This window comes from Ilumatobacter sp. (assembly GCF_030065885.1).
Taxonomy (GTDB): Bacteria; Actinomycetota; Acidimicrobiia; order Acidimicrobiales; family Ilumatobacteraceae; genus Ilumatobacter.
Map to the genome: position 1 here is coordinate 1 of NZ_JASJCS010000061.1, position 22220 is coordinate 22220.

Annotated in this window: 22 protein-coding genes; 9 read left to right on the forward strand and 13 right to left on the reverse strand. The window is 69.8% G+C overall.

Translation table 11 applies throughout. The features are described 5' to 3' along the window. The coding region (locus tag QNJ12_RS13580) for a vitamin B12-dependent ribonucleotide reductase (protein ID WP_300623256.1) at positions 1 to 2863 on the reverse strand (2863 nt) is incomplete at its 3' end. A gap of 465 nt (positions 2864 to 3328) precedes the next feature. Between QNJ12_RS13580 and QNJ12_RS13585 the strand changes: the two genes are divergently transcribed. After that, positions 3329 to 4027 (forward strand): dihydrofolate reductase family protein, encoded by a 699-nt coding sequence (locus tag QNJ12_RS13585; protein WP_300623257.1) that lies wholly within the window; start codon positions 3329 to 3331, stop codon positions 4025 to 4027. Here the strand turns inward: QNJ12_RS13585 and nrdR are convergent. Together nrdR and QNJ12_RS13595 are read right to left on the reverse strand one after the other, a co-directional pair. Continuing rightward, positions 4024 to 4494 carry a transcriptional regulator NrdR gene (gene nrdR / locus QNJ12_RS13590; RefSeq protein WP_300623258.1) on the reverse strand — a complete coding sequence of 157 codons (471 nt, stop codon included), beginning with the start codon at positions 4492 to 4494 and terminating at the stop codon, positions 4024 to 4026. The two genes, QNJ12_RS13585 and nrdR, sit on opposite strands and share 4 nt — an antisense overlap. A gap of 33 nt (positions 4495 to 4527) precedes the next feature. Beyond that, positions 4528 to 4830: a LysM peptidoglycan-binding domain-containing protein gene (locus tag QNJ12_RS13595; RefSeq protein WP_300623259.1), complete on the reverse strand. Its 303-nt coding sequence runs from the start codon at positions 4828 to 4830 to the stop codon at positions 4528 to 4530. A 267-nt stretch (positions 4831 to 5097) separates the two neighbouring features. Here QNJ12_RS13595 and lexA point away from each other — a divergent pair, with 267 nt between their 5' ends. After that, positions 5098 to 5730 (forward strand): transcriptional repressor LexA, encoded by a 633-nt coding sequence (lexA, locus tag QNJ12_RS13600; RefSeq protein WP_300623261.1) that lies wholly within the window; start codon positions 5098 to 5100, stop codon positions 5728 to 5730. On the opposite strand, the gene QNJ12_RS13605 is transcribed toward lexA, so the two are convergent. Genes QNJ12_RS13605 through miaB form a run of 6 tightly spaced genes read right to left on the reverse strand, consistent with a single transcriptional unit; the run spans position 5714 to position 12304 of the window. Continuing rightward, a complete protein-coding gene (locus QNJ12_RS13605; RefSeq protein ID WP_300623263.1) occupies positions 5714 to 6643 on the reverse strand; it encodes a hypothetical protein in 930 nt (309 codons plus the stop codon). The two genes, lexA and QNJ12_RS13605, sit on opposite strands and share 17 nt — an antisense overlap. A gap of 29 nt (positions 6644 to 6672) precedes the next feature. Then, entirely contained in the window at positions 6673 to 7785 is a 1113-nt protein-coding gene (locus QNJ12_RS13610; protein WP_300623264.1) for an aminotransferase class I/II-fold pyridoxal phosphate-dependent enzyme, read from the reverse strand. A gap of 28 nt (positions 7786 to 7813) precedes the next feature. Next, positions 7814 to 9142, reverse strand: a complete 1329-nt coding sequence (gene hflX, locus QNJ12_RS13615; RefSeq protein WP_300623265.1) for a GTPase HflX — start codon at positions 9140 to 9142, stop codon at positions 7814 to 7816. Beyond that, positions 9139 to 9963, reverse strand: coding sequence for a diaminopimelate epimerase (gene dapF / locus QNJ12_RS13620; RefSeq protein WP_300623266.1), 825 nt, complete (start codon positions 9961 to 9963; stop codon positions 9139 to 9141). Before dapF ends, hflX begins: the two co-directional genes overlap by 4 nt. Then, positions 9960 to 10880, reverse strand: a complete 921-nt coding sequence (gene miaA / locus QNJ12_RS13625; protein ID WP_300623268.1) for a tRNA (adenosine(37)-N6)-dimethylallyltransferase MiaA — start codon at positions 10878 to 10880, stop codon at positions 9960 to 9962. Before miaA ends, dapF begins: the two co-directional genes overlap by 4 nt. Beyond that, on the reverse strand, positions 10877 to 12304 hold the full coding sequence (gene miaB / locus QNJ12_RS13630) for a tRNA (N6-isopentenyl adenosine(37)-C2)-methylthiotransferase MiaB (protein ID WP_300623269.1): 1428 nt from the start codon (positions 12302 to 12304) through the stop codon (positions 10877 to 10879). The genes miaA and miaB overlap by 4 nt, the downstream gene beginning before the upstream one ends. Positions 12305 to 12357: 53 nt before the next feature. Here miaB and QNJ12_RS13635 point away from each other — a divergent pair, with 53 nt between their 5' ends. Genes QNJ12_RS13635 through QNJ12_RS13655 form a run of 5 tightly spaced genes read left to right on the forward strand, consistent with a single transcriptional unit; the run spans position 12358 to position 16960 of the window. Further along, positions 12358 to 12756, forward strand: coding sequence for a PPOX class F420-dependent oxidoreductase (locus QNJ12_RS13635; protein WP_300623271.1), 399 nt, complete (start codon positions 12358 to 12360; stop codon positions 12754 to 12756). A gap of 42 nt (positions 12757 to 12798) precedes the next feature. After that, positions 12799 to 14175, forward strand: a complete 1377-nt coding sequence (locus tag QNJ12_RS13640) for a mycothione reductase (protein ID WP_300623272.1) — start codon at positions 12799 to 12801, stop codon at positions 14173 to 14175. A gap of 49 nt (positions 14176 to 14224) precedes the next feature. Next, the gene (locus QNJ12_RS13645; RefSeq protein ID WP_300623273.1) at positions 14225 to 14641 is read left to right on the forward strand and encodes a hypothetical protein; all 417 of its coding nucleotides are present in this window, start codon (positions 14225 to 14227) and stop codon (positions 14639 to 14641) included. Positions 14642 to 14668: 27 nt separating this feature from the next. Continuing rightward, positions 14669 to 15730, forward strand: coding sequence for an alcohol dehydrogenase catalytic domain-containing protein (locus QNJ12_RS13650; RefSeq protein WP_300623275.1), 1062 nt, complete (start codon positions 14669 to 14671; stop codon positions 15728 to 15730). 21 nt (positions 15731 to 15751) lie between these two features. Continuing rightward, on the forward strand, positions 15752 to 16960 hold the full coding sequence (locus QNJ12_RS13655) for a mandelate racemase/muconate lactonizing enzyme family protein (RefSeq protein WP_300623277.1): 1209 nt from the start codon (positions 15752 to 15754) through the stop codon (positions 16958 to 16960). Between the two features lie 42 nt (positions 16961 to 17002). On the opposite strand, the gene QNJ12_RS13660 is transcribed toward QNJ12_RS13655, so the two are convergent. From QNJ12_RS13660 to QNJ12_RS13670, 3 genes are all read right to left on the reverse strand, one after another. Beyond that, on the reverse strand, positions 17003 to 17410 hold the full coding sequence (locus tag QNJ12_RS13660) for a VOC family protein (protein ID WP_367281791.1): 408 nt from the start codon (positions 17408 to 17410) through the stop codon (positions 17003 to 17005). A 36-nt stretch (positions 17411 to 17446) separates the two neighbouring features. Continuing rightward, the gene (gene recA, locus QNJ12_RS13665; protein WP_300623279.1) at positions 17447 to 18514 is read right to left on the reverse strand and encodes a recombinase RecA; all 1068 of its coding nucleotides are present in this window, start codon (positions 18512 to 18514) and stop codon (positions 17447 to 17449) included. A gap of 214 nt (positions 18515 to 18728) precedes the next feature. Then, positions 18729 to 19154 carry a DUF983 domain-containing protein gene (locus QNJ12_RS13670; protein WP_300623281.1) on the reverse strand — a complete coding sequence of 142 codons (426 nt, stop codon included), beginning with the start codon at positions 19152 to 19154 and terminating at the stop codon, positions 18729 to 18731. A gap of 40 nt (positions 19155 to 19194) precedes the next feature. Here QNJ12_RS13670 and QNJ12_RS13675 point away from each other — a divergent pair, with 40 nt between their 5' ends. Both QNJ12_RS13675 and QNJ12_RS13680 read left to right on the forward strand, forming a co-directional pair. Further along, positions 19195 to 20013 carry a hypothetical protein gene (locus QNJ12_RS13675; protein WP_300623282.1) on the forward strand — a complete coding sequence of 273 codons (819 nt, stop codon included), beginning with the start codon at positions 19195 to 19197 and terminating at the stop codon, positions 20011 to 20013. Between the two features lie 6 nt (positions 20014 to 20019). After that, a complete protein-coding gene (locus tag QNJ12_RS13680) occupies positions 20020 to 20973 on the forward strand; it encodes a phytanoyl-CoA dioxygenase family protein (RefSeq protein ID WP_300623284.1) in 954 nt (317 codons plus the stop codon). Between the two features lie 24 nt (positions 20974 to 20997). Here QNJ12_RS13680 and QNJ12_RS13685 read toward each other — a convergent pair whose 3' ends face one another. Beyond that, the gene (locus QNJ12_RS13685) at positions 20998 to 22218 is read right to left on the reverse strand and encodes an amidohydrolase family protein (protein WP_300623286.1); all 1221 of its coding nucleotides are present in this window, start codon (positions 22216 to 22218) and stop codon (positions 20998 to 21000) included. Between the last annotated feature and the right edge of the window lie 2 nt (positions 22219 to 22220).

Below are 22220 nucleotides of genomic sequence, written 5' to 3' on the forward strand. Positions count from 1 at the left end.
TGCCGCAGCTCGGGCAGGCGTGGCAGCTGCCGGCCCGCACCATGTGCACGCCGCACTGCATGCACATCGGGGCGTCGATCGGGCTGGCCACCGCCGGCTCGGCCGAGCCCGTGATGCCGCGGGCGGGCGTGTTGTCCTCGACGGTGGGCTCGACGGTTCCGGTCTCGAGCCCGGCGGCGAGCTCGTCGGCCGACGGCACGCTCTTCGGATCGGCGACGACCTCGCTGCCCGTCGACGTCTCGATCACGGCCTCGTCCACACCCGGCAGCGTCGGCTGGGTGCGCTCCGCGACCGAGAAGATGCTCAGCTCGACGCGCTCGTCGTACGGCATGTAGTCGAGCGCCAGACGGCGGAACAGGTAGTCCATGATCGAGCTGGCGATGCGGAGATCGGGATCGTCGGTCATGCCGGCCGGCTCGAACTTCATGTTGACGAACGCCTCGACGTAGGCCCGCAACGGCACGCCGTACTGGAGGCCGTAGCTGATCGACTTGGCGAACGCGTCCATGATGCCGGCGAGGGTCGAGCCCTGCTTCGACACGGTCAGGAAGATCTCGCCGGGCTGGCCGTTCTCGTACTCGCCGATGGTGGCGAAACCCTTGCAGTCGGCGACGCGGAACTCGAACGTCTTGGCCGCACGGGAGCGGGGCAGCTTCTGGCGGATCGGCTTGTGGACCACCTTCTCGACGATCTTCTCGACGACGTCGGTCGCGGCGGCGACCGCGCCGCCACTCGCGGTGTCGGCATCGGAGGACTCGTCGTCCTTCTTGGCGGTCGAGAGCGGCTGGGCGACCTTGCAGTTGTCGCGGTAGATCGCCACCGCCTTGAGCCCCAGCTCCCAGCTCAGCTGGTGGAGCGCGGCGACGTCGTCGACCGATGCCTCCTCGGGCATGTTGACCGTCTTGGAGATCGCGCCGGACAGGAACGGCTGCACCGCGCCCATCATCCGGACGTGACCCTCGTAGTGGATGGTGTTGTCGCCCATCGAGCAGGCGAACACCGGCACGTGCTCGGCCGCCAGGTGCGGGGCGCCGAGGATCGACTTGTGCTCGTCGATGTGGGCGATGATCTCGTCGACCTGCTGGGCGTCGTAGCCGAGGCGCCGCAGCGCCCGCGGGATCGTCTGGTTGACGATCGACATCGTGCCACCGCCGACCAGCTTCTTCATCTTCACGAGGCCGAGGTCGGGCTCGATGCCGGTCGTGTCACAGTCCATCATCAGCCCGATCGTGCCGGTCGGCGCGAGCACCGAGGCCTGGCTGTTGCGCACGCCGTGCTCGTGGCCGTCGCGCAGCGCGACCTCCCAGGCCCGCTGCCCGGCCGACAGCAGGTCGTCGGGCACCACGTCGTCGTTGTCGATCCGGTAGGCGGCGTCGCGATGCATCTCGAGCACCCGAAGCATGTGCTCTGCGTTGTCGGCGAAGCCTCCGAAGGGTTCGAGCCGCTCGGCGGTCTTGGCGCTGACGGCGTAGGCATGGCCGGTCATGAGCGACGTCAGCGCCGCCGCCCAGGCCCGACCCTCGGCCGAGTCGTAAGCGTGGCCGAGGGCCATCAGCAGCGCGCCGAGGTTGGCGTACCCCAGGCCGAGCTGGCGGAACTGGCGGCTCGTCTCGCCGATCGGCTCGGTCGGGTAGTCGGCCCGGCCGACGAGGATCTCCTGCGCGGTGAACACCAGCTCGATCGTGTGCATGTAGGCGTCGACGTCGAACGTGTCGTCGTCGCCGAGGTACTTGAGCAGGTTGATCGAGGCCAGGTTGCACGCCGAGTTGTCGAGGTGCATGTACTCCGAGCAGGGGTTCGAGCCGTTGATGCGGCCGGTGTTGTGGGCCGTGTGCCAACGGTTGATCGTCGTGTCGAACTGCAGCCCGGGGTCGGCGCACTCCCACGCGGCCTGGGCGATCTGGTGCCACAGGTCGCGGGCCCGCACCGTCTTGATGACCTCGCCGGTGGTGACCGCCTTGAGGCCCCAGTCGGCGTCGTCGACGACGGCCTGCATGAACTCGTCGGTGACCCGCACCGAGTTGTTGGCGTTCTGGTACTGGATCGAGAACGAGTCGACGCCGTCGAGGTCCATGTCGAAGCCGGCGTCACGCAGCACGCGCGCCTTGCGCTCCTCTTTGACCTTGCACCAGACGAACTCTTCGACGTCGGGGTGCTCGACGTCGAGGATGACCATCTTGGCCGCGCGGCGGGTCTTGCCGCCCGACTTGATGGTGCCGGCCGACGCGTCGGCGCCACGCATGAAGCTGACGGGCCCCGACGCGGTGCCGCCACCCTCGAGCGGCTCGATGCTGGAGCGGATCTTCGACAGGTTCACGCCCGAGCCGGACCCGCCCTTGAAGATCACGCCCTCCTCGCGGTACCAGTTGAGGATCGAGCTCATCTTGTCGTCGACCGACAGGATGAAGCAGGCGCTCGCTTGCTGCGGCACGCCCTTGACGCCGATGTTGAACCACACCGGGCTGTTGAACGCCGCGCGCTGCGTGACCAGGATGTACTTCAGTTCGTCGCTGAACGCCTGTTCCTCGTCCCGGTCGGCGAAGTAGTCGCCCTCGCGGCCCCACTGCGTGATGGTGTCGACGACACGATCGATGACCTGGCGCAGCGAGGTCTCACGCTCGGGCGTGCCGAGCGTGCCCCGGAAGTACTTCTGGGTGACGATGTTGGTGGCGTTGACCGACCAAGTCACCGGGAACTCGACGTCGAGCTGCTCGAAGGCGACCGACCCGTCCTTCCAGTTGGTGATCCGGGCGTCGCGTCGCTCCCACACCACCTCGTCGTACGGATCGACGCCCGGCGACGTGAACAGCCGGCGGAAGCCGAGCCGGCCGGTGGCGGAGAGACGATCGGGCGCCAGAGACATGGGAGTTCCTTCCGGAGTGAGAGACACAAGATGTGGTTGATTCCCGGACCTTCCCGCGCGGTCGGCACAAGAAGTTGTGTCGTGGGGGGACGTATTACACCACTGTAGTTACGGCCGTGTCAATGATCGCTCGGCGATCACCACAAACAATCCCCTGACCAGCCGCGATGGGCCCGTCCGGCCGTTCGGGGCGACCGTGCCCGGGAGGCACGACACACAGGTTCAGAGCCCGTCGACTCCATGCGGTCAGCAATCGGCTTTGCCCCCAACGCAGCCAACTCCCGATTTCCTTCCACCAGATCGTCCGTGTGTCGCGCCACCTCCGGCACGAGGGCCCACCCTACGGATGACGCCTTGTGGAACGGAAGGGGACAACGATGTGAATTCCGGTCTTTTCCTGTGGGCCCGTTTGTGGACAGGCGGGCGCTTACCCACAGCCACCGCCCCAGCTGCCATGATCGCCCCATGACACCCGCGCTGCGTCGCCTGCACCCGTCGCCGACCGCCGCCACCACCGTGCGCGAGGCGTACGACGTGACCCGCCGGCCGCTGCCCGGGCGCCCGTGGATCGGCGTGTGCATGGTGGCGAGCCTGGACGGCTCGGTGGCCGTCGACGGCACGTCCGGCGCGCTCGGCAACGACAACGACATGGCCGTGCTGCACACGCTGCGCCAACTCGCCGACGTGATCATCGTCGGGGCCGGCACGGTGCGCGGCGAGGGGTACGGGCCACCCGAGAAGGCCGGCCAGCGAATCGGCGTCGTGACGAACTCGGGCCGCGTCGACGTGTCGACGCCGCTGTTCACGACCGGCGCCGGCTTCCTGATCGCGCCGCACTCGGCGACGATCGACGGGTCGGTCGAGGTCCTCCGCGCCGGCGACGACCTGGTCGACCTGACCGAGGCGGTGGGCCGTGTCGTCGAGATCGACGCCGGCACGCGCTACGTGCAGGCCGAGGGAGGTCCGACGCTCAACGGCGCACTGCTGGCCGACGATCTGATCGACGAGATCGATCTGACCATCTCGCCGCGGCTCGCCGGGGGCGCCGGTCCCCGGTTGACGGTGGGTGCGCCCGAGCGGATTCGCGGCTACGACCTCGCCCACCTGCTGGCCGACGACGACGGATTCGTCTTCACCCGCTGGGTGCGGTCCGCGAACACCTAGCCGCCGGGCGACTCGCCGCCCAGCTTGCTGAGCAGCTCGAGCTCGCTCTGGAAGTCGGCTGCCGCGTCGAAGTTCTTGTACACCGACGCGAAGCGCAGGTAGGCGACCTCGTCGAGCAGGCGCAGCCGGTCGAGCACGGCCAGACCGATCCGCGACGACGTGATCTCGCCGCCGACGAGGCGGAGCTCGTCCTCCACCGACGTCGCGAGCTGCTCGATCGCCTCGTCGGCGACCGCCCGCCCCTTGCAGGCCGATGCCACGCCGTGGATGATCTTGTCGCGGTCGAACGGTTCGGCCACACCCGACGACTTGACGACGGTCAGCGGCGTCTCCTCGGCCCGCTCGAAGGTGGTGAAGCGGTAGGCGCATGCCAGGCACTGGCGGCGCCGGCGCACCGCGTTGCCGTCGTGCGCGAGGCGCGAGTCGACGACCTTGGTGTCGTCGGCGCGGCAGGACGGGCAGTGCACGCCCCCAAGGCTACCGACCGCCGGTGGAGCGGCTCAGGGCAGGACGACGCGCTGCCCGGCCATGATCGACGCGCCACCGTTGAGGTCGACCAGCGTGTCGACGTAGCGGCCGATCGGCACGTCGCCGCGGTGCACGGCGGCGATCGACCACAACGTGTCGCCGGGCAGCGCGGTGACGTGGCGGCGCACGTGTGCGGGCTGGCTCACGGCGGCGGAGGCAGGGACGCCGCCGGAGCCGGCCAGCACATCGTGGCCGACCGTGACTGCGAGTGCCGCGATCACGGCCAGCGCACCGCCGACGACCGTGCGACGCCGCCGGTAGACGGCGTCGGACACGGCTCGGCGGTGCATGGGGGACGACGCGGCCACCGCCCGGCCGGCAACGTTCGGCCTGGTCAAGGTGGTGGTAGCGGTCATGGCGCTCATTCGATCTCCCAACCGATCAGACGGGCTGCGGCCGCTCCCGACCGACCAACACGTCATCGAACAAATGTACGGAGGAACATTTGTACCCGAACGACTGTTCGCCGTCAACCCCGGAATCGAACAATCGTTCGCGAACAGATGTTTGACTCGCCCACCGAACACCCGTACGATGTGGCCATGGCTGCCAAACAGATCAGCGCCCGCCAACGCGAGATCCTCGAGTTCATCGAGTCGCAGATGCGAGACCGGGGCTTCCCCCCGTCGGTCCGCGAGATCGGTGAAGCCGTGGGCCTCACCTCCCCCTCCACGGTGCACAGCCACCTCAACACGCTCACCCGCCTCGGCTACCTCCGACGCGACCCCACCAAGCCGCGGGCCATCGAGGTCCGTTGGGACGAGAACTCCGGCGCGGTGATGGAGCGGCGGCCCGTGCGCCACGTCCCGCTGGTCGGCGACGTCGCGGCCGGCACCGACGTCCTCGCGCAAGAGAACGTCGAAGAGCTCTTCCCCGTGCCCAGCGACTTCACCGGCGAAGGTGACCTGTTCATGCTGCGCGTGCGCGGCGACTCGATGATCGAGCTCGGCATCCTCGACGGCGACTTCGTGATCGCCGCTCAGCAGACCACGGCGGCACCGGGCGATGTCGTCGTCGCCGGCATCCCGGGCGACGAGGCGACGGTCAAGACCTACCGCGCCGACGGCGACCGCGTCACGTTGGTGCCGGCCAACTCCACGATGGAGCCGATGGAGTTCTCGGCCGACGAGGTGTCGGTCTACGGCCGCGTCGTCACCGTCATGCGCCGTCTCTGACCTCGTCGTCACCGTCGGGTGGCGGCGCGTCGGGTGACACGCCCGACGGCCGTCCGAGCGACGCCGGGAGCGTCGGCTCCGGCATCGGCACCGGCGAGGCCGACGACGGCGGCGGGTCCGGCAGCCCCGCGTCGCTCGGCTCAGAGCCCATCGGCGGCGGCGCCCAGGCCGCGGGCGACGCCGGCTCGCGCGACGGCAACGGCGGCGGAGGTGGCTCGACCTCGGCGCGGTGATCGGGTTGATGCGGGCTGACCGGCACCTGCGGCACCGACGGTGGCCGGGGCGGCCATGCGCTCTCGCCGTCGCGTGCGGGTGTCCCCCACCCCGGCCCGTCCGGGATCGCGACCTCGGCCGCCTTCTTCGAGCGGCGGCCGGCGACGACCAGCAGCAGCAGGCCGAGCAGGACGCCGACCGCGGCCACGATGATCGCACCCCGCCGCAGCTCGTCGACGCCGTCGTCGGGGTCGCGCCCCACGGCGGCCACGTTCAAGACGTCGTCACCGACGACGTCGATCTCGTACTCACCTGGCTCGTCGATCTCGATGCGGGCGACCGAGGTGCCGATGAAGTCGTCGGTCTCGTACGAGATCGAGTCGTCGGTCGACGTGTCGATCGCGCCGGACGGGCCGCTGATCTCGAACCCGAACTCGCGACCCTGGGTCGCCGTCGGATCGCAACTGCCGTCGGGCAGGTCGACGATGCCGTCGACCTCCCGGTACACGTAGAACGTCCCCGATTCCGAGAAGTCGAGCGTCGTCGTGCAGCCGACCGCCGCCCTTGCGAACCCATCGACCGCCTGGGTCGGCCGGCGCACCGACAGGACGAAGAGCACGGCGCCGCCGATCAGGCCGGCGAACAGCAGGAGCAAGCCGATCGCCGCCGCCGTCCCACGCCCTCTGGACTTCGTAACCATCGATCCTCGTTTCCGCCGGTAGCGACGTCTCAGCCGTCGACCCCGAGCCGGCGGGCAACGAGATCGATCCGCTCGTCAGGTTGTACCACGGCGACCCGGACGTACTCACAACCCGCTTCGCCGTAGAAGTCGCCCGGGCTGACGAGGGCGCCCGCTTCGCGGGCCAGCCGCTCGGTGAACGCCCAGGCGTCACCGACGTGGAACCAGAGGTAGAACCCGCCGGCGGGCATCGCCACGTCGGCGCCGGACCAGGCGCGAAAGAGGCCGGCCATCCGCTCGAGGCGGCGACGGTACCGCTCGCGCTGCTCGTCGACGTGGGCGTCGTCGTCGAGCGCCACCACGCCGGCCGCCTGCACTGGGCCCGGGACCATCATCCCCACGTGCTTGCGCACCTCGCGCAGGTACTCGACCAGCTCGGCGTCGCCGGCGTAGAACCCGAGCCGCGCGCCGGCGAGGTTCGATCGTTTCGAGAGCGAGTGGACGGCGACCACGCCCTCGGTGCCGTGCTCGAGGATCGTGCGGCCGCGGTCGGCCCACGTGAACTCGACGTAGCACTCGTCGCTGAACACCGGCACGCCGTGGTCGCGCCCCCACTGCGCCGCTGCGGCGAGGTCGTCGAGCACGCCGCTCGGGTTGGCCGGGCTGTTGACCCAGAGCAGCAGTGCCCGCGCAGCGTCGGCAGGATCGATCCTGTCGAGCTGCAGCCCGCCGGTGGGCGACATCGGCACGGGTACGGCCCGGCAGCCGGCGAGCGTGGCGCCCATCTCGTAGGTCGGGTACGCGATCGACGGGAACAGCACCGTGTCCCGCTCGGGGCTGCGAAGTTGCATCCACTGGGGCAAGGTGCCCACGAACTCCTTCGTCCCGATGCACGCCGCGACCTGGGTGGCGTCGACGTCGACGCCGAGTCGCCGTTGCATCCACCGTTGGGCTGCGCCCCGTAGCTCGCCGGTACCGATGCTCGGCGGGTAGCTGCGCTCGGCCCCCGACGACGCCAGCACCGCCGAGACCGCGGGTGGCGGCGGATCGAACGGTGTGCCGATCGAGAAGTCGACGAGTCCACCCTCGAAGTGCTCGGCCAGCGGCTTGAACCGGTCGATGCGCTCGTAGGGATAGGGCGGCGGGACGAACGGCTCGGACATGCGACTGCCGATGATACGGACCCGCGCCTCAGCGTTCGTCGTTCGCCGTCCAGGTGAGCCCGTCGGTGACGAACTCGGCGAGCCGACCCACCGACGCCTCCGACAGCCGAGCCCGGATGCGCATGCCGTCGGGCGACTCGGTCGTCGAGACGACCTCGCCCTCGCGGTGCACCGACGCCAACACGTCACCACGGTCGTACGGGATCGCCAGCTCGACGATCGAAGTCAGCGCCCGCAACCGATCGCCGAGCGTTCGCAGGAACAGCTCGATGCCCTCGCCGGTGACCGCGCTCACCGCCACCGACCCCTCGTGGTCACCGGCCAGCTGCTTGGCGTCGCCGGGCGCGAGGTCGGCCTTGTTGAACACGATCAGCTCGGGAACCCCGTCGGCGTCGATCTCGGCCAGCACCTCGCGGACGGCGGCGATCTGGCCGTCGGGATCGCTCGACGTCGCATCGACGACGTGGACGAGGTAGTCGGCCAGTGCGGCCACCTCGAGGGTGCCCTTGAAGGCCTCGACGAGGCCGTGCGGCAGGCTGCGCACGAAGCCGACCGTGTCGGTGAGGAGCACCGGCTCGCCGCCGGGCAGGGCGAGCCGCCGGGTGGTCGGGTCGAGCGTGGCGAACAGCCGGTCCTCGGTCAGCACCCCGGCGTCGGTCAGCTGGTTCAACAGCGTCGACTTGCCGGCGTTGGTGTACCCGACGATCGCCACGCTGGCGAGGCCGCTGCGTCGGCGGCTCTTGCGTTGGAGGTTCCTGGTGGCGGCCAGCGATTTCAGGTCGGACTCGAGCTTGGTGATCCGGCGCATGATCCGCCGGCGATCGACCTCCATCTTCGTCTCGCCGCCGCCGAACCTCGCCCCGACGCCGCCGCGCTGCTGCGAGAGCTTGGCGCCCTTCCCGCGGCGGAGCCGCGGGAGCCGGTAACGCAACAGCGCCAGCTCGACCTGGGCCTTGCCCTCGAGCGTGTGGGCGTTCTGCCCGAAGATGTCGAGGATCACGGCCGTGCGGTCGATCGCGGTGCGGCCGAGGAGCTTCTCGAGGTTGAACTGCTGCGCCGGCGCGAGCTCGTTGTCGAAGACCACCGTGTCGGCGTCGACCGCCAGGCAGATGCCTTTCAGCTCCTCGGCCTTGCCCTTGCCGATGTACCAGGTGTGGTCGGGCGAGTCCCGCCGTTGCACGACGCGCGCGGCGACGTCGGCACCGGCGGTGTCGACCAGCAGCTCGAGCTCGTCGAGGCTGGCGTCGACCGACTCCTCGGTGTCGCCCGGCAGCGCCACCGCGACGAGCACGATCTTCTCGCGCACCGTCCGGTCGATGAGTGTGGCGCCGAGAGCCTCTTGGTACGGGGTGTTCACGCGTTCACCTCGATCGTGCCGACGTAGGTCGCCGGGCCGGTCAACGTGACGCGGCCGGGTTCGGGCGCGTCGAGCTCCACTGTCGCACTGCCGCCGTCCATGTGCACCGTCAGTTTCCCGCCGACGGGGGTGGCGAGGCCCCACGCTGCGGCCGCGTGGGCGGAAGCGCATGCGCCGGTGCCGCATGCCTCTGTGATCCCAGCGCCGCGCTCGTGGACGCGCATGCGGATCTCGTCCTGGTGCTCGCCGGGAGCCACGATCTCGAGGTTGATGTCGGGCACCTTCGCACCCAGTTCGGCCAGGTCGACCACGTCGACGTCGTCGACCCCGACGACGCCATGCGGGTTGCCGAGGCTGAGGTGGGCGACCGGGCGGTCGGGATGACACCCCAACGCCGCCCAGCCGTCGGGCTCGTCGAGACGCGTGATCTCGCCCATGTCGACGCTCGCCCTGATCGTGTCGGAGCGGTCGGTCGCCGCCACCGACACGATGCGCATGCCGGCATCGGTGTGGATCGACACGTCGCTCAGGTCGCCGTCGTGGCGCATCGACAGCGCCTGGACGAAGCAGCGGATCCCGTTGCCGCTCATCTCGGCCCGGCTCCCGTCGGCGTTGTAGAGGATCATCGTCGCGCCGTACTGCGTCGTGCGCTGATCGTCGGCGGGCGGCGACTCGGCGATCAGCAGCCCGTCGGCACCGATGCCGCGCCGCCGGTCGCAGAGCCGCCGGGCCAGGTCGGGGAGGTCGTCGATGCCGGGGTGGAACACCACGAGGAAGTCGTTGCCCAGTCCGTGGTGCTTGGTGAGGGTGAGGGACGTCATGAATCGAACGCGGCCAGGACGGCCGGCAGTGCCTCGGCCACCGGTTCGTCCTCCACGTCCACCCAGCGTATGCGCGGGTCGCGGCCGAACCATCGCAGTTGACGCACCGAGAACTGTCGGGTTCGTACGATGATCCGCTCGACGGCGGCGTCGAGCGTGCACGTGCCATCGAGGTGGGCCGCGAGCTCCTTGTAGCCGAGCGCTTGGGACGCGGTGCGCGACCAACCGGCGGCCAGCAGGCCGCGGACCTCGTCGAGCAGGCCGGCTTCCATCATGAGCGCCACGCGCCTCTCGATGCGTGTGGCGAGCACTGCACGATCCCACCGCAACCCGACCTGGACGACGTCGGTCCCGGGATACGCGTCGAGCCCCGGCCCGTACGAGCTGAACCTGCGGCCGCTGCCTTCGCACACCTCGAGTGCGCGCACGATCCGCCGGACGTTCGTCGGTTCCATCTTCGCCGCGGCGTCGGGGTCGGTGTCGGCGAGCCGGGCGTGCAGCGCCTCGGGCCCACCCTCGGCGGCCTCGGCCTCGAGCCGGGCCCTGATCGCCGGCCACTCGCCCGGCATCTCGAAGTCGTCGATCGCGGCGCGGTGGTAGAGGCCGGTCCCGCCGACGAGGATCGCTCGACGGTGACGCCGGGCCAGGTCTGCGACCACGTCTCGGTAGGCGCGCTGGAACTCGGCGACGGTGAAGTCGTGTGCCGGGTCGACCAGGTCGACTAGGTGGTGGGGCACGCGGGCCCGCTCGGCCGCCGATGGCTTGGCGGTGCCGATGTCCATGCCGCGGTAGACCTGCATCGAGTCGACCGAGATCAGCTCGACATCGCCGAGCTCGGCGGCAGCCGCCATGGCGACGGAGGACTTCCCCGAAGCCGTCGGCCCGACGACGGCGACCCGGGCCGGAGGTCGGCTCACAGTGCGGCGACGGGGATGCGCAGCTTGTGCGTCGGCTCGCTCGTCAGCTCGACGAGCCGGCCCTCGAGGTGGTGCGGCGCGGCGCGAGTGATCTCGACGGTCGCATAGCTGCCCGTGCGGATCGGCGACGGCGGCGCGAAGTGGACCAGCTTGTTCTGCCGGGTGCGCCCTGACACGACGTCGGGCTTGCGCTTCGACGGGCCCTCGACGAGGACCTCCTCGACACGGCCGACCCGCGCCTCGTGTCGCTGCAGGGCAGCGTGCTCGATGACCACGCGGAGCCGCTGGAACCGCTCGCCGGCGACCGCCGGATCGACGAAGTCGGCCTCCATCTCGGCGGCCTCGGTGCCGGGCCGGGGCGAGAAGATGAAGGTGTAGGCGTAGTCGTACTCCGCCGCCGCCGCGACCTCGAGCGTGCGCTCGAAGTCGGCCTCGGTCTCACCCGGGAAGCCCACGATGATGTCGGTCGAGACGGCGAGATCGGGCACGGTACGGCGCGCTTGGGCGAGCTTGTCGAGATACCGCTCGCCGGTGTAGCCGCGGTGCATCAGGGCGAGGACCCGGTCGCTCCCCGACTGCAGCGGGTAGTGCAGGTGCTCGCACACGGCAGGCGTGTCGGCCATGGCGGCGAACGTCTCGGGTCGCATGTCCTTGGGATGGGGACTGGTGTAGCGAACGCGTCGGATGCCCTCGACCGACCCGACGTCGCGCAGCAGATCGGCGAACAGCGGACGCAGTCGGGCCGAGTCGTCGCCGGCCCGCCGCGCCGCGAGCTGGAGATCGCGCCCGTACGAGTTGACGTTCTGGCCGAGCAGGGTGACCTCGGTGACCCCGTCCTCGGCGAGCCGTTCGACCTCGGCGATGACGTCGGCGTACGGCCGGCTCATCTCCTCGCCGCGCACCGCCGGCACGATGCAGAAGGCACAGTTGTTGTCGCAGCCGATCTGGATGGTGACCCAGGCGTTGTAGCTCGTCTCGCGGCGAACGGGCAGCGCCGACGGGAACATGGCGTGATCGTCGACGACGGCCGCTTCGAGGATCTCGACGAGTGGCCCGTCGGTCGCGGCCGCTGCATCGAGCAGCTCGGCGGCGCGATGCACGTTGTGCGTGCCCATCACCACGTCGACGTGGCGGGCCTTCGTCGCGACCAACTCGCGGTCCTTCTGGGCGAGGCAGCCCGAGACGACGATCTGGCGGCCTTCGCGGGCCTCCTTCCAGGGCTTGAGGTGCCCGAGGTTGCCGTAGAGCTTGTTGTCGGCGTTCTCGCGGATGCAGCAGGTGTTGAGGACGACGACGTCGGCATCGTCCTCGGACTCGGCGCGGACCATGCCGTCGGCCTCGAGCAGCCCGGCGATGCGCTCGGAGTCGTGCTCGTTCATCTGGCACCCGTAGGTGCGCAGGATGTAGCTGCGGGGCTCCCCCATGACCGGTGAGGCTATCGGGAGGCCGCCCGGCGGGCCGCTGGTACTGTCGTGCCATGGCGCTGCAGGACGAGAAGTACATGCTGTTGACGACCTACCGGAAGAACGGCACGCCGGTGCCGACCCCGGTGTGGGTGGCCGACCTGGGTGACGGCAAGGTCGGCTTCTACACCAGCTCGGGTTCGGGCAAGGCGAAGCGTCTCGCACACACCGCGAAGGTCACGGTGCAGCCGTCGGACGCCCGCGGGAACGTCAAGGACGGCACCGACGCGATCGAGGCCACCGCCGAGCTCGTCACCGGCGACGAGCTCGCCGACATCACCGCGAAGATCAAGGCCAAGTACGGGTTCATGACCAAGATCACCAAATTCCTCGGCACCGTGGGCGGCATCGTCAAGCGCAACCGCATCCCGTACGGCGACCGCGGCGTCGTCGTGACGCTGCCCGCCGACTGATCGCCGGGAACATCCGGGGTCCGGCACGGGTTCATCTGAGCCGTGTCCGCTCGCGCCGAACCCAGCCAGTACGACCTGATCATCGTCGGGAGCGGCTCGGGCAACGCGATTCCCGACTTCCTGGCCGACTGGGACATCGCGATCGTTGAGCGGGGGACGTTCGGCGGCACCTGCCTCAACGTCGGCTGCATCCCGTCGAAGATGTTCGTGAAGCCGGCCGACATCGCCGTCGAGGCCAACCACAGCGAGCGCCTGGGCGTCGACGTGCGGTTCCACGGGGCCGATTGGGCGGCGATTCGCGACCGCGTGTTCGGACGCATCGACCCGATCGCCGAGGGAGGCCGTGAGTACCGGGCCAACGGGTCGCCCAACGTCACCCTGATCGAGGGCACCGCGCGCTTCGTCGGCGATCGTGTGCTCGACGTCGAGGGTGAGCGGATCACGGCCCCGAACGTGCTGGTCGCGGCAGGGTCGCGGCCCGTCATCCCACCGATCCCCGGCCTGGTCGAGACCGGCTTCCACACGTCCGACTCGATCATGCGGCTCGAGAAGCTGCCCAAGCGCCTGGGCATCATCGGCGGGGGCTACATCGCAGTCGAGATGGGCCACGTGTTCAGCGGGCTCGGCTCGCAGGTCACGCTGTTCAATCGCTCCGACGTCCTGCTGCGGGTCCAGGATCACGAGGTCGCGCAACGGTTCACCGAGGTCTTCGGCGAGCGGGTCGACGTGCACCTCGAGCACTTGCCCACCAAGGTCGAGCGGCGGGGCAAGGCCATCGTCATCCACTGTGCCGGCGACGAGGTCGAGGTCGACGAGCTGCTCGTCGCCACCGGCCGCGAGCCGAACAGCGACCTGCTCGATGTCGAGGAGGGTGGCCTCGACTGCCACCACCACGGCACGGTCGTCGTCGACGAGCACATGCGCACGTCGGCCGAGGGTGTCTGGGCGATCGGCGACATCGCCAACGAGTTCCAGCTCAAGCACGTCGCGAACGCCGAAGCGGCGGTGGCCTTCTGGAACATGGCCCACCCCGACGACCTCCGGGCGATCGACTACAAGGCGGTGCCGGCCGCGGTCTTCAGCAACCCGCAAGTCGCCGCCGTGGGCATGACCGAACGCGAGGCACGTGACGCAGGCATCGACGTCGTCGTCGGACGTCGCGATTACGCGGGCACGGCGTACGGCTGGGCGCTGGTCGACGAGACGTCGTTCGCCAAGGTGCTCGTCGACCGCGACAGCGGGCTCATCGTGGGTGCACACATCATCGGCCCGCAGGCCGCGACGCTGATCCAGCCCATGATCCAGGCGATGCAGTTCGACCAGCCGGCGGCCGAGGTGGCCCGTGGCCAGTTCTGGATCCATCCGGCGCTGACCGAGGTCGTCGAGAACGCCCTGATCGACGCGCTCGATCAGCTCTGATGCGCTGACGTTCTGACGCGGCGGGCACGCCCCCGCTAGCGTGCCCGCCGTGATCGGCATCCTCCTCGACAGCACCGGCTACCGCATCATGGCGACGCTCCACATCCTGAGCGCGATCGTCGCATTCGGGCCGCTCTTCCTCTATCCCGGGCTCCGCAAGGCCGGCGAGACCCAGACGATGGCCGCGATGCACATGCGGATGACCTTCCCGGCGCTCGTGCTGCTCTGGGTGCTCGGCATGGGCCTCGCCGGCATGTCCGAGGGCGCCTACGAGCTCTCCCAGACGTGGCTGGCCCTGTCGATCGTCAACTGGGTCGTGTTGATCGCCGTCAGCTGGTTCCTGATCCGCCCGTCGATCACCGATGCCAGCGAGTCCGCCGCCGCCAAGCTGGCGGCCGGCACGGGGGTGACCCACCTCGGCCTCGTCGTCGGCATGGTGCTGATGGTCTGGAAGCCGGGACTCTGACCCGTGCCGGTCACCGTGCGAGCTGCGGTGAGCCGGGCGTTCGGTGAGCGGCTGACGATCGAGCCGCTCACCCTGGCCGATGCGGGCCCCGGTGAGGTGCGCGTCGCACTGGCCGCCGTCGCCGTCTGCCACAGCGACGTCTCGTACGCAGACGGCGAGTGGGGCGGCGAGCTCCCGGCGGTGTGGGGCCACGAGGCGGCCGGGACGATCGTCGAGGTCGGTGCCGACGTCGGGTTCGCGGTCGGCCAGCGGGTGGTCGTCACCTTGATCCGTTCGTGCGGCGAATGCCACCGCTGCCAGCGAGGCGCCGAGATCGCCTGCACGGCATCCCTCGACCGAGCGAGCCCACTGACCGACGCCGACGGCCGGGAGGTCGGCCAGGGGCTCCGCACCGCAGCGTTCGCCGAGCAGGTCGTCGTCGACGCCTCGCAGGTCGTGCCGTTCGACGACGAGATCCCGATGACGTCGGCGTCGTTGCTGGCGTGCGGTGTGATCACCGGCGTCGGCGCCGTCCTGAACACGGCCAAGGTCGAGCCGGGCAGCTCGGTCGTCGTGCTCGGTTGCGGCGGCGTCGGCCTCAACGTCGTGCAGGGGGCGGCGCTGGCAGGCGCCTCGCCGATCATCGCCGTCGATCCGCAGGAATCGAAGCACGACCTCGCCATCCATCTCGGCGCCACGCACGCGGTCTCGCCGGCCGACCTGCAGGCGCTCGTGACCGAGCTCACGGGCGGGCTCCTCGCCGACTACGTGTTCGTGGCCACCGGTGCGCCGACCGCACTCGCCAGCGCGCCGGTCCTGGCCGGTGCGATGTCGGCGATCGTGATCGTCGGCATGCCGCCGACGGGCGTCACCGGCCAGTTCGACCCCGGCAGCCTGGCCGGCGAGAACCAGCGCATCCTCGGCTCGAAGATGGGCACGTCGGTGATCGCGCGGGACATCCCGGCGCTCGTCACCCGATACCTCGACGGCGAGCTCGAGCTCGACGACCTCGTGAGCCGGACGTTCCCGCTCGAGCAGATCAACGAGGCGATGGACGAGGTCCGGAAGGGCACGGCCCTGCGCAACGTGATCGTCTTCGACGACGCCTGACCCACCTGTGAGACTCCGCTGATGCGCATCGCCGATGTCGAGACGTTCGTCGTCGAGAACCCGCCGCCGGCGTTCGGCGGGACGTACTTCGTCGTCGTCAAGCTCACGACCGACGATGGCGTCGTCGGGTACGGCGAGGCGTATGGCGCGACGTTCCGGCCGAACGTGGTCGCGTCCGGCATCACCGACCTCGCCGACCAGTTCCTGATCGGCCACGACCCCCACCACATCGAACGGTTCTGGCGGCGGGCGTACGGCCGAGGCTTCACGCAACGACCCGACGTCACGCTCTCCGGCGCGACGAGTGGGCTCGAGATGGCCTGCTGGGACATCGTCGGCAAGGCGGCGGGGAAGCCCGTCTACGAGCTCCTCGGAGGTCGGGTCCATGAGTCGTTGCGCTCGTACACCTACCTGTACCCCGAGCCGGACGACGAGACCGACGTCTACGTCGACCCCGAGCTCGGCGCACGTCGCGCACTCGAGGAGGTCGAGCGCGGGTTCACCGCCGTCAAGCTCGACCCGGCCGGCCCGTACACGGCGATGGGCGGCCATCAGCCGTCGCTCGAGCGGCTCGACCTGTCCGAGCGATTCGTGCGCCTGATCCGCGATGCGGTCGGCGATCGTGCCGACATCCTGTTCGGCACGCACGGCCAGTTCACGTCATCGGGCGCGCTCCGACTCGCACGACGGCTGGAACCGTTCGACCCGCTGTGGTTCGAGGAGCCCGTGCCGCCCGACGATGTCGCCTCGATGGCCAAGGTGGCGCACCAGACCAGCATCCCGATCGCGACCGGCGAACGACTCACGTCGACGTCCGAGTTCGCCCGTGTGCTCGAGGCGAAGGCGGCGTCGATCATCCAGCTCAACCTGGCGCGAGCGGGCGGGTTGCTGGAGGGCAAGAAGATCGCAGCGCTGGCGGAGGCGTTCGGCGCCCAGATCGCGCCGCACTGCTACAACGGCCCGATCGGCTTGGCTGCGAACATCCAGCTCGCCACGTGCTCGCCGAACTTCCTGATCCTCGAGGTGATCCGCGACCTCACCGGCTTCCACGCCGACCTGCTGCGAACGCCGCTGCGGTGGGAGGACGGCCGGGTGGTCCCGTCGAACGAGCCCGGGCTCGGTGTCGAGCTCGACGAGGACGTCGCCCGCGCACATGCGTACACGGGCGACCGACTCCATCTGAACATGGCCGACGACCCGATCGACGTCGCCGACCCGCTGACTCCCTGAAGGGCGGGCAGCGACCATGGGGAGTCGACCAGACGCGCGCTCTCAGCCCTGCAGGGTCATCCGGCCCGAATCGTCGTTGGGCGAGTACGGGTTGTGGGCGATCTCCCAGAGATGGCCGTCGGGGTCGGCGACGTACGAGGAGTAGCCACCCCAGAACACGGGCTGTGGCTCCTTCACTGCGGTCGCACCGGCCGCAACCCACTCGTCGAACACCGCGTCGACCTCGGCGGGACTGTCGCAATTGAGCGCCAAGGTCACCGCTCGGAAACCCGACCCGTCAGCGTCGACGGCGGCGTCGTCCGCGAGCGGTTCGCGGCCGTGCAACCCCAGAACGCTCCCCTGCATCCGGAAGAAGGCGACCTGGTCGTTCGAGCTCGACGACGAACGCCAGCCGAGCGACTCGTAGAACGTGGTCGCCCGGGCGACGTCGGCCACGCCGAGCGTGACCATGGAGATGCGCTGGGGGACCGTCACGAGCGGCCCTGATCAGTCGAGCGTGATCGGCTCGTCGTCGGCGTCGGTGAACGCCTCGCCGGCGGCGTCGGGGTCGGTGGCGTTGGGGTCGGGCTTGAGACCGGCGGCGATCATGACTCTGTCGCTGATCTCGACCATCACCTCGGGATTCTCGATGAGGAACGTCTTCGCGTTCTCGCGGCCCTGACCGAGCTGCTCGCCCTCGTACGTGAACCAGGCGCCCGACTTGGTGACGATGCCGAGGTCGACCGCCATGTCGAGCAGCGCGCCCTCGCGGCTGATGCCCTTGCCGTACATGATGTCGAACTCGGCCTGCTTGAACGGCGGCGACACCTTGTTCTTCACGACCTTGACCCGGGTGCGGTTGCCGACCACCTCGGCGCCGTCCTTCAACGACTCGATGCGGCGGATGTCGAGGCGGACCGAGGAGTAGAACTTCAGCGCCCGGCCGCCGGGTGTGGTCTCGGGCGACCCGAACATCACACCGATCTTCTCGCGCAGCTGGTTGATGAAGACGGCGATCGTCTTGGTCTTGCTGAGGTTGCCGGTGAGCTTGCGGAGCGCCTGGCTCATCAGCCGGGCCTGCAGCCCGACGTGGGTGTCGCCCATCTCGCCCTCGATCTCGGCGCGCGGCGTCAGGGCGGCGACCGAGTCGACCACGACCACGTCGATCGCACCCGACCGGACCAGCATGTCCGCGATCTCGAGCGCCTGCTCGCCCGTGTCGGGCTGGGAGATGAGCAGCTGGTCGATGTCGACGCCGATCGCCTTGGCGTACACCGGGTCCATCGCGTGCTCGGCGTCGATGTACGCGCACACGCCGCCGTTGCGCTGGGCCTCGGCCACGACGTGCATCGCCAGCGTCGACTTGCCGGACGACTCGGGACCGTAGATCTCGGTCACGCGCCCCCGGGGCAGCCCGCCGATGCCCAGCGCGAGGTCGAGCGACAGAGCGCCGGTGGACACCGACTCGACGGCCATGGTGCCCTTCTCACCCATCCGCATGATCGACCCCTTGCCGAACTGCTTGTCGATCTGCGACAGCGCCATGTCGAGCGCCTTGTCACGGTCGTTGCTCATGTTGTTCTCCTACTTCCTGCTTCGTTCGGGGGCACGAGCCCGATCCGTCTGGTGATGACTGATGAGCACCGTACGGAAGGGGTGTGACGGTGTTCGGCGAATGACATCACTGTAGTTGTCGAACAACCGTTCGGCAAGCATCGTCGGGAACGACCGTTCGATCGACCGGCCGGCCGACCCCGCCGCGCGCCCCCGAGCCTTCGGAGCCCGGCCCTCAGAGCGTGGCGTCGGTCTCGCCGGCCAGCTCGGCCGGCGTGGGACGGCGCATCCACAGATCGACGGCCTGCCAGAGCGTGAACGAGATCGGGTAGAACAGCGCCGGCCCGATCAGGGCCACGCCGGCCGTGACGATCACCGTGCCGAGCACGGGCACGTCGGGAGCCGTGACCGCCACCATCACCAGGATCGTCAGCAGGATGGTGCCGAACGTCAGGATGATGTTGGCCGTGATCGCGCCGAGTTCGAAGGCCTCGTCGCCCCGGCGGTACGCGTGGCCGCACCGCCGGCACCGATCCTGACGCCGGAACCACCCGACGAAGTAGGCCTTGCGATCGCCGCACCACGCGCACCGCCGCGTGATGCCCCGGGCGAGCAACCTCGGCCGGGACGGGAAGTCGGTGACCGGCTGGATCTCGCTCACACTCGCACGATAGCGACCGGGTTTGCCAGACTCTCCGCCGATGGAACGAAGTCTCGCGGGCGTGCTGTTCCTCGTGGCAGCCGTCGCGCTCAGCGTGAGTGCCGGCGCGTGGTGGATGCAGCGGATCGTGTTCACCCCCGATTCCTCGCGCGACACCGCTGCTGCGATCCTCGAGGATCCCGACATCCGCCAGGACATCAACACGGTCGTCACCGGGGCGAGCGCGCCGGTCGTCGAACGGTCGGCGTCCGACCTCGGGACCTTCCTCGAGACCGAGATCCTCAGCACGCGGGCCGGCGCGGCGATGATGGGCCCGATCATCGAAGAGGCCCACGACCGGGTCATCGGCAACCGCGACGACGATCCGATCAGGCTCACCGGCGCACAGATGGTCGACATCGTGCGCGACCAGCGCGCCGCCGACGTGCAGACCGTCACGATGCCGATCAACCCGATCGGCACGCTGCGCACCACCAGCACCGCGCTGACGTGGATCATGATGATCTCCGCCGGGCTCGCCGCCGTCACGCTGCTGCTCGCCGTCGTCACACGGCCCGAGCGGCGCGACGTCCTCCGCGGGCTCGGCGAGTTCGGCTTGGCCCTCGCCGTGTCGATCCTCGTGTTCGGCTACCTGCTCCCGGTCCATCTCATGAGCGCCATCGACAACAGCACGTGGACGCAGGTCGTCCCGCGGCTCGCGCTCCGCACGCTGCCCGTGGTGCTCGGGTCGGCGGCGATCTTCGCACTCGGCGGGCTGGGACTCGTGATCGCATCGGCGAGCACGTCGCGCCGGCGGCAGTGGTCGACGCCGCTGTCGGTCGCCCGGTACCGCGGCGGCGAGAATCCGGGCTGGGGCTGATCACTCATGACGCTGACCGCCAACGGCCATCCGCTCGACACCTCGCCTGATCGATTCGGCGAGCTCGAGCCCGCCAACGACCTGCTCGATGACCCGGCAGGGCTGCGAGCGGCGATGGACGAGCGCGGCCACCTCTTCTTCCGCGGGTTGCTGCCGGCCGAGACGGTCCTGGAAGCGCGCCGCGAAGTGTTGCTGAAGTACGCCGTGCTCGGCGAGGTCGACGACCGTTTCCCGATCGAGGACGCCATCGCCGGCGACCGGCTCGGCGTGGACACCGCCAACGTCCGCGCCTTCTCCGAGAGCGTCCGGAACGGGTACTGGTACCGGTCGGTGACCGATCACCCCGACCTGCTGGCGGTCCACGCGGCACTGCTCGACGGCCCGGTCCGCTCGTTCGACTTCCGCTGGCCACGGTTCGCCCGACCCGGGGAGGGCTGCGGCTTCCACTGCGACGGCCCGTACATGAACCGTGGCACGCCGATGGAGCGGATCTTCTCGAGCTGGATCCCGCTCGGCCACGTCGCCCGTGAGGACGGCGCGCTCATCGTCCTCGAGGGCAGCCACCGTTCCGACCAGCTCGACGGCTACCTCGATGCCGACGCCGACCGCGACGGCCTCCAGTGGCTCGACGACGACCCCGTCGTCGTGCAGGAGCGGTACGGCGACCGCTGGCTCACCATCGACTTCGAACCCGGCGACGTGCTGTGCTTCGGCATGAGCACGCTGCACGGTGCGCTCGACAACCAGTCGCCCACGGGGCGGTGCCGGCTCTCGTCGGACACCCGCTACCAGCGTGTCGACGAGCCTGCCGACCCGCGCTGGAACGGCGAGCGGATCGAGGGCCACGGCGGCCGCCGCGTGTTCTACCCGGGCCTCGGCCGCTGGAACAACGACGACTTCCAGGACGAGTGGAAGGACGTCGACGAACGCGGGCGGATGATCATCCGCGAGACGCCGTGACCGACGGCGCCCGGCTCGCGTGACCTACTTCACCCGGTTGCCGCGCTGCCAGACGTGGGTGACGCGGACCGGGTCACCCCACACCGAGCGGTCGTCGAGCGGGTTCGAGTCGAACGCGATCACGTCGGCGTCGTAGCCCTCGATCAGCTGGCCGGTGCGCGGCGCCTGCGGGCCGAGCGTCTCGGGTCCGTTGGCCGTCGCCGCCTCGATCGCCTCGAGGTCGGTCATGCCGGCGTTGATCAGCGCCAGCACCTCGCGGCTGTTCTCGCCGTACATCTGACCGGAGACGAAGATGTCGCAGCCCGTCGCGATGCGCACGCCCTTCGCGATGGCGATCTTCATCGCCTGCTCGTGGGCCCCGGCCACCATCTGGCCCTTCTCGTACGCGTAGCGCGGCAGCGCGTCGACCTGGTGCAGCAGCTCGTCGACGACGAACCGTGTCGGCACGTACATCGCGCCGGTCTCGACCATGAGGTCGGCGGCCTCCTCGTCGAGGAAGCTGCCGTGCTCGATCGTGTGACAGCCCGCTCGCAGCGCGGCCATGATCCCGGGCTTGCCGTGGCAGTGGGCGGCGACGATCCGCTCGGCCCTCGCCGCCTCGCCGACGATGGCAGACAGCTCCTCGTCGGAGAACTGCTGGTGGATCGGGTGGTCGACCTCTGACATCACGCCGCCCGAGGCGCAGATCTTGATCAGCTTGGCGTTGGTGCGCAGGTTGGTCCGCACGGCCTTGAGCACCTCGGGGACGCCGTCGCAGAGGATGCTGAACCCGCCGTTGCAGCCGAGCTCGTGGACGAAGTCGAGTGGGAACGAATGGAGGTCGCCGTGCCCACCGGTGGTCGACAGCACCCGGCCGGCGGCGTGGATGCGCGGGCCACGCATGCGGCCCTCCTCGACGGCGGGCGCCAGGCGGATGCCCGGGCCGCCGACGTCGCGGACGCTGGTGATGCCGGCGTCGAGCACCTTGCCGGCATCGTCGACGGCTCGCGCGGCGCCGGTGACCGGATCCAGGGTGGCGAGCGTCTCGATGTTCGGCGTCGGCATGCCGATCAGGTGCGTGTGGCAGTCCCACATGCCCGGCATGGCGGCCGGCACCTCGTGCACGTCCTCGTCGGGCTTCGCCGGAGGCGCACCGGCGGTCGGCCCGGCATAGACGATCTCGCCCTGGTCGGACACGACCGTTCCCTGCTCGACCGGTGCGCCCCGGCCGGGGATCAGGACATCGGCGACGATGCGGGTTGGCATCG

Excerpts from the sequence above, each read along its gene's own strand:
- QNJ12_RS13585 (WP_300623257.1), top strand. The coding sequence starts at position 3,329 with ATGACACCCGCGCTGCGTCGCCTGCACCCGTCGCCGACCGCCGCCACC.
- lexA (WP_300623261.1), top strand. The coding sequence starts at position 5,098 with ATGGCTGCCAAACAGATCAGCGCCCGCCAACGCGAGATCCTCGAGTTC.
- QNJ12_RS13605 (WP_300623263.1), bottom strand. The coding sequence starts at position 6,643 with ATGGTTACGAAGTCCAGAGGGCGTGGGACGGCGGCGGCGATCGGCTTG.
- QNJ12_RS13610 (WP_300623264.1), bottom strand. The coding sequence starts at position 7,785 with ATGTCCGAGCCGTTCGTCCCGCCGCCCTATCCCTACGAGCGCATCGAC.
- dapF (WP_300623266.1), bottom strand. The coding sequence starts at position 9,963 with ATGACGTCCCTCACCCTCACCAAGCACCACGGACTGGGCAACGACTTC.
- miaB (WP_300623269.1), bottom strand. The coding sequence starts at position 12,304 with ATGGGGGAGCCCCGCAGCTACATCCTGCGCACCTACGGGTGCCAGATG.
- QNJ12_RS13635 (WP_300623271.1), top strand. The coding sequence starts at position 12,358 with ATGGCGCTGCAGGACGAGAAGTACATGCTGTTGACGACCTACCGGAAG.
- QNJ12_RS13655 (WP_300623277.1), top strand. The coding sequence starts at position 15,752 with ATGCGCATCGCCGATGTCGAGACGTTCGTCGTCGAGAACCCGCCGCCG.
- QNJ12_RS13660 (WP_367281791.1), bottom strand. The coding sequence starts at position 17,410 with ATGGTCACGCTCGGCGTGGCCGACGTCGCCCGGGCGACCACGTTCTAC.
- recA (WP_300623279.1), bottom strand. The coding sequence starts at position 18,514 with ATGAGCAACGACCGTGACAAGGCGCTCGACATGGCGCTGTCGCAGATC.
- QNJ12_RS13675 (WP_300623282.1), top strand. The coding sequence starts at position 19,195 with ATGGAACGAAGTCTCGCGGGCGTGCTGTTCCTCGTGGCAGCCGTCGCG.
- QNJ12_RS13680 (WP_300623284.1), top strand. The coding sequence starts at position 20,020 with ATGACGCTGACCGCCAACGGCCATCCGCTCGACACCTCGCCTGATCGA.
- QNJ12_RS13685 (WP_300623286.1), bottom strand. The coding sequence starts at position 22,218 with ATGCCAACCCGCATCGTCGCCGATGTCCTGATCCCCGGCCGGGGCGCA.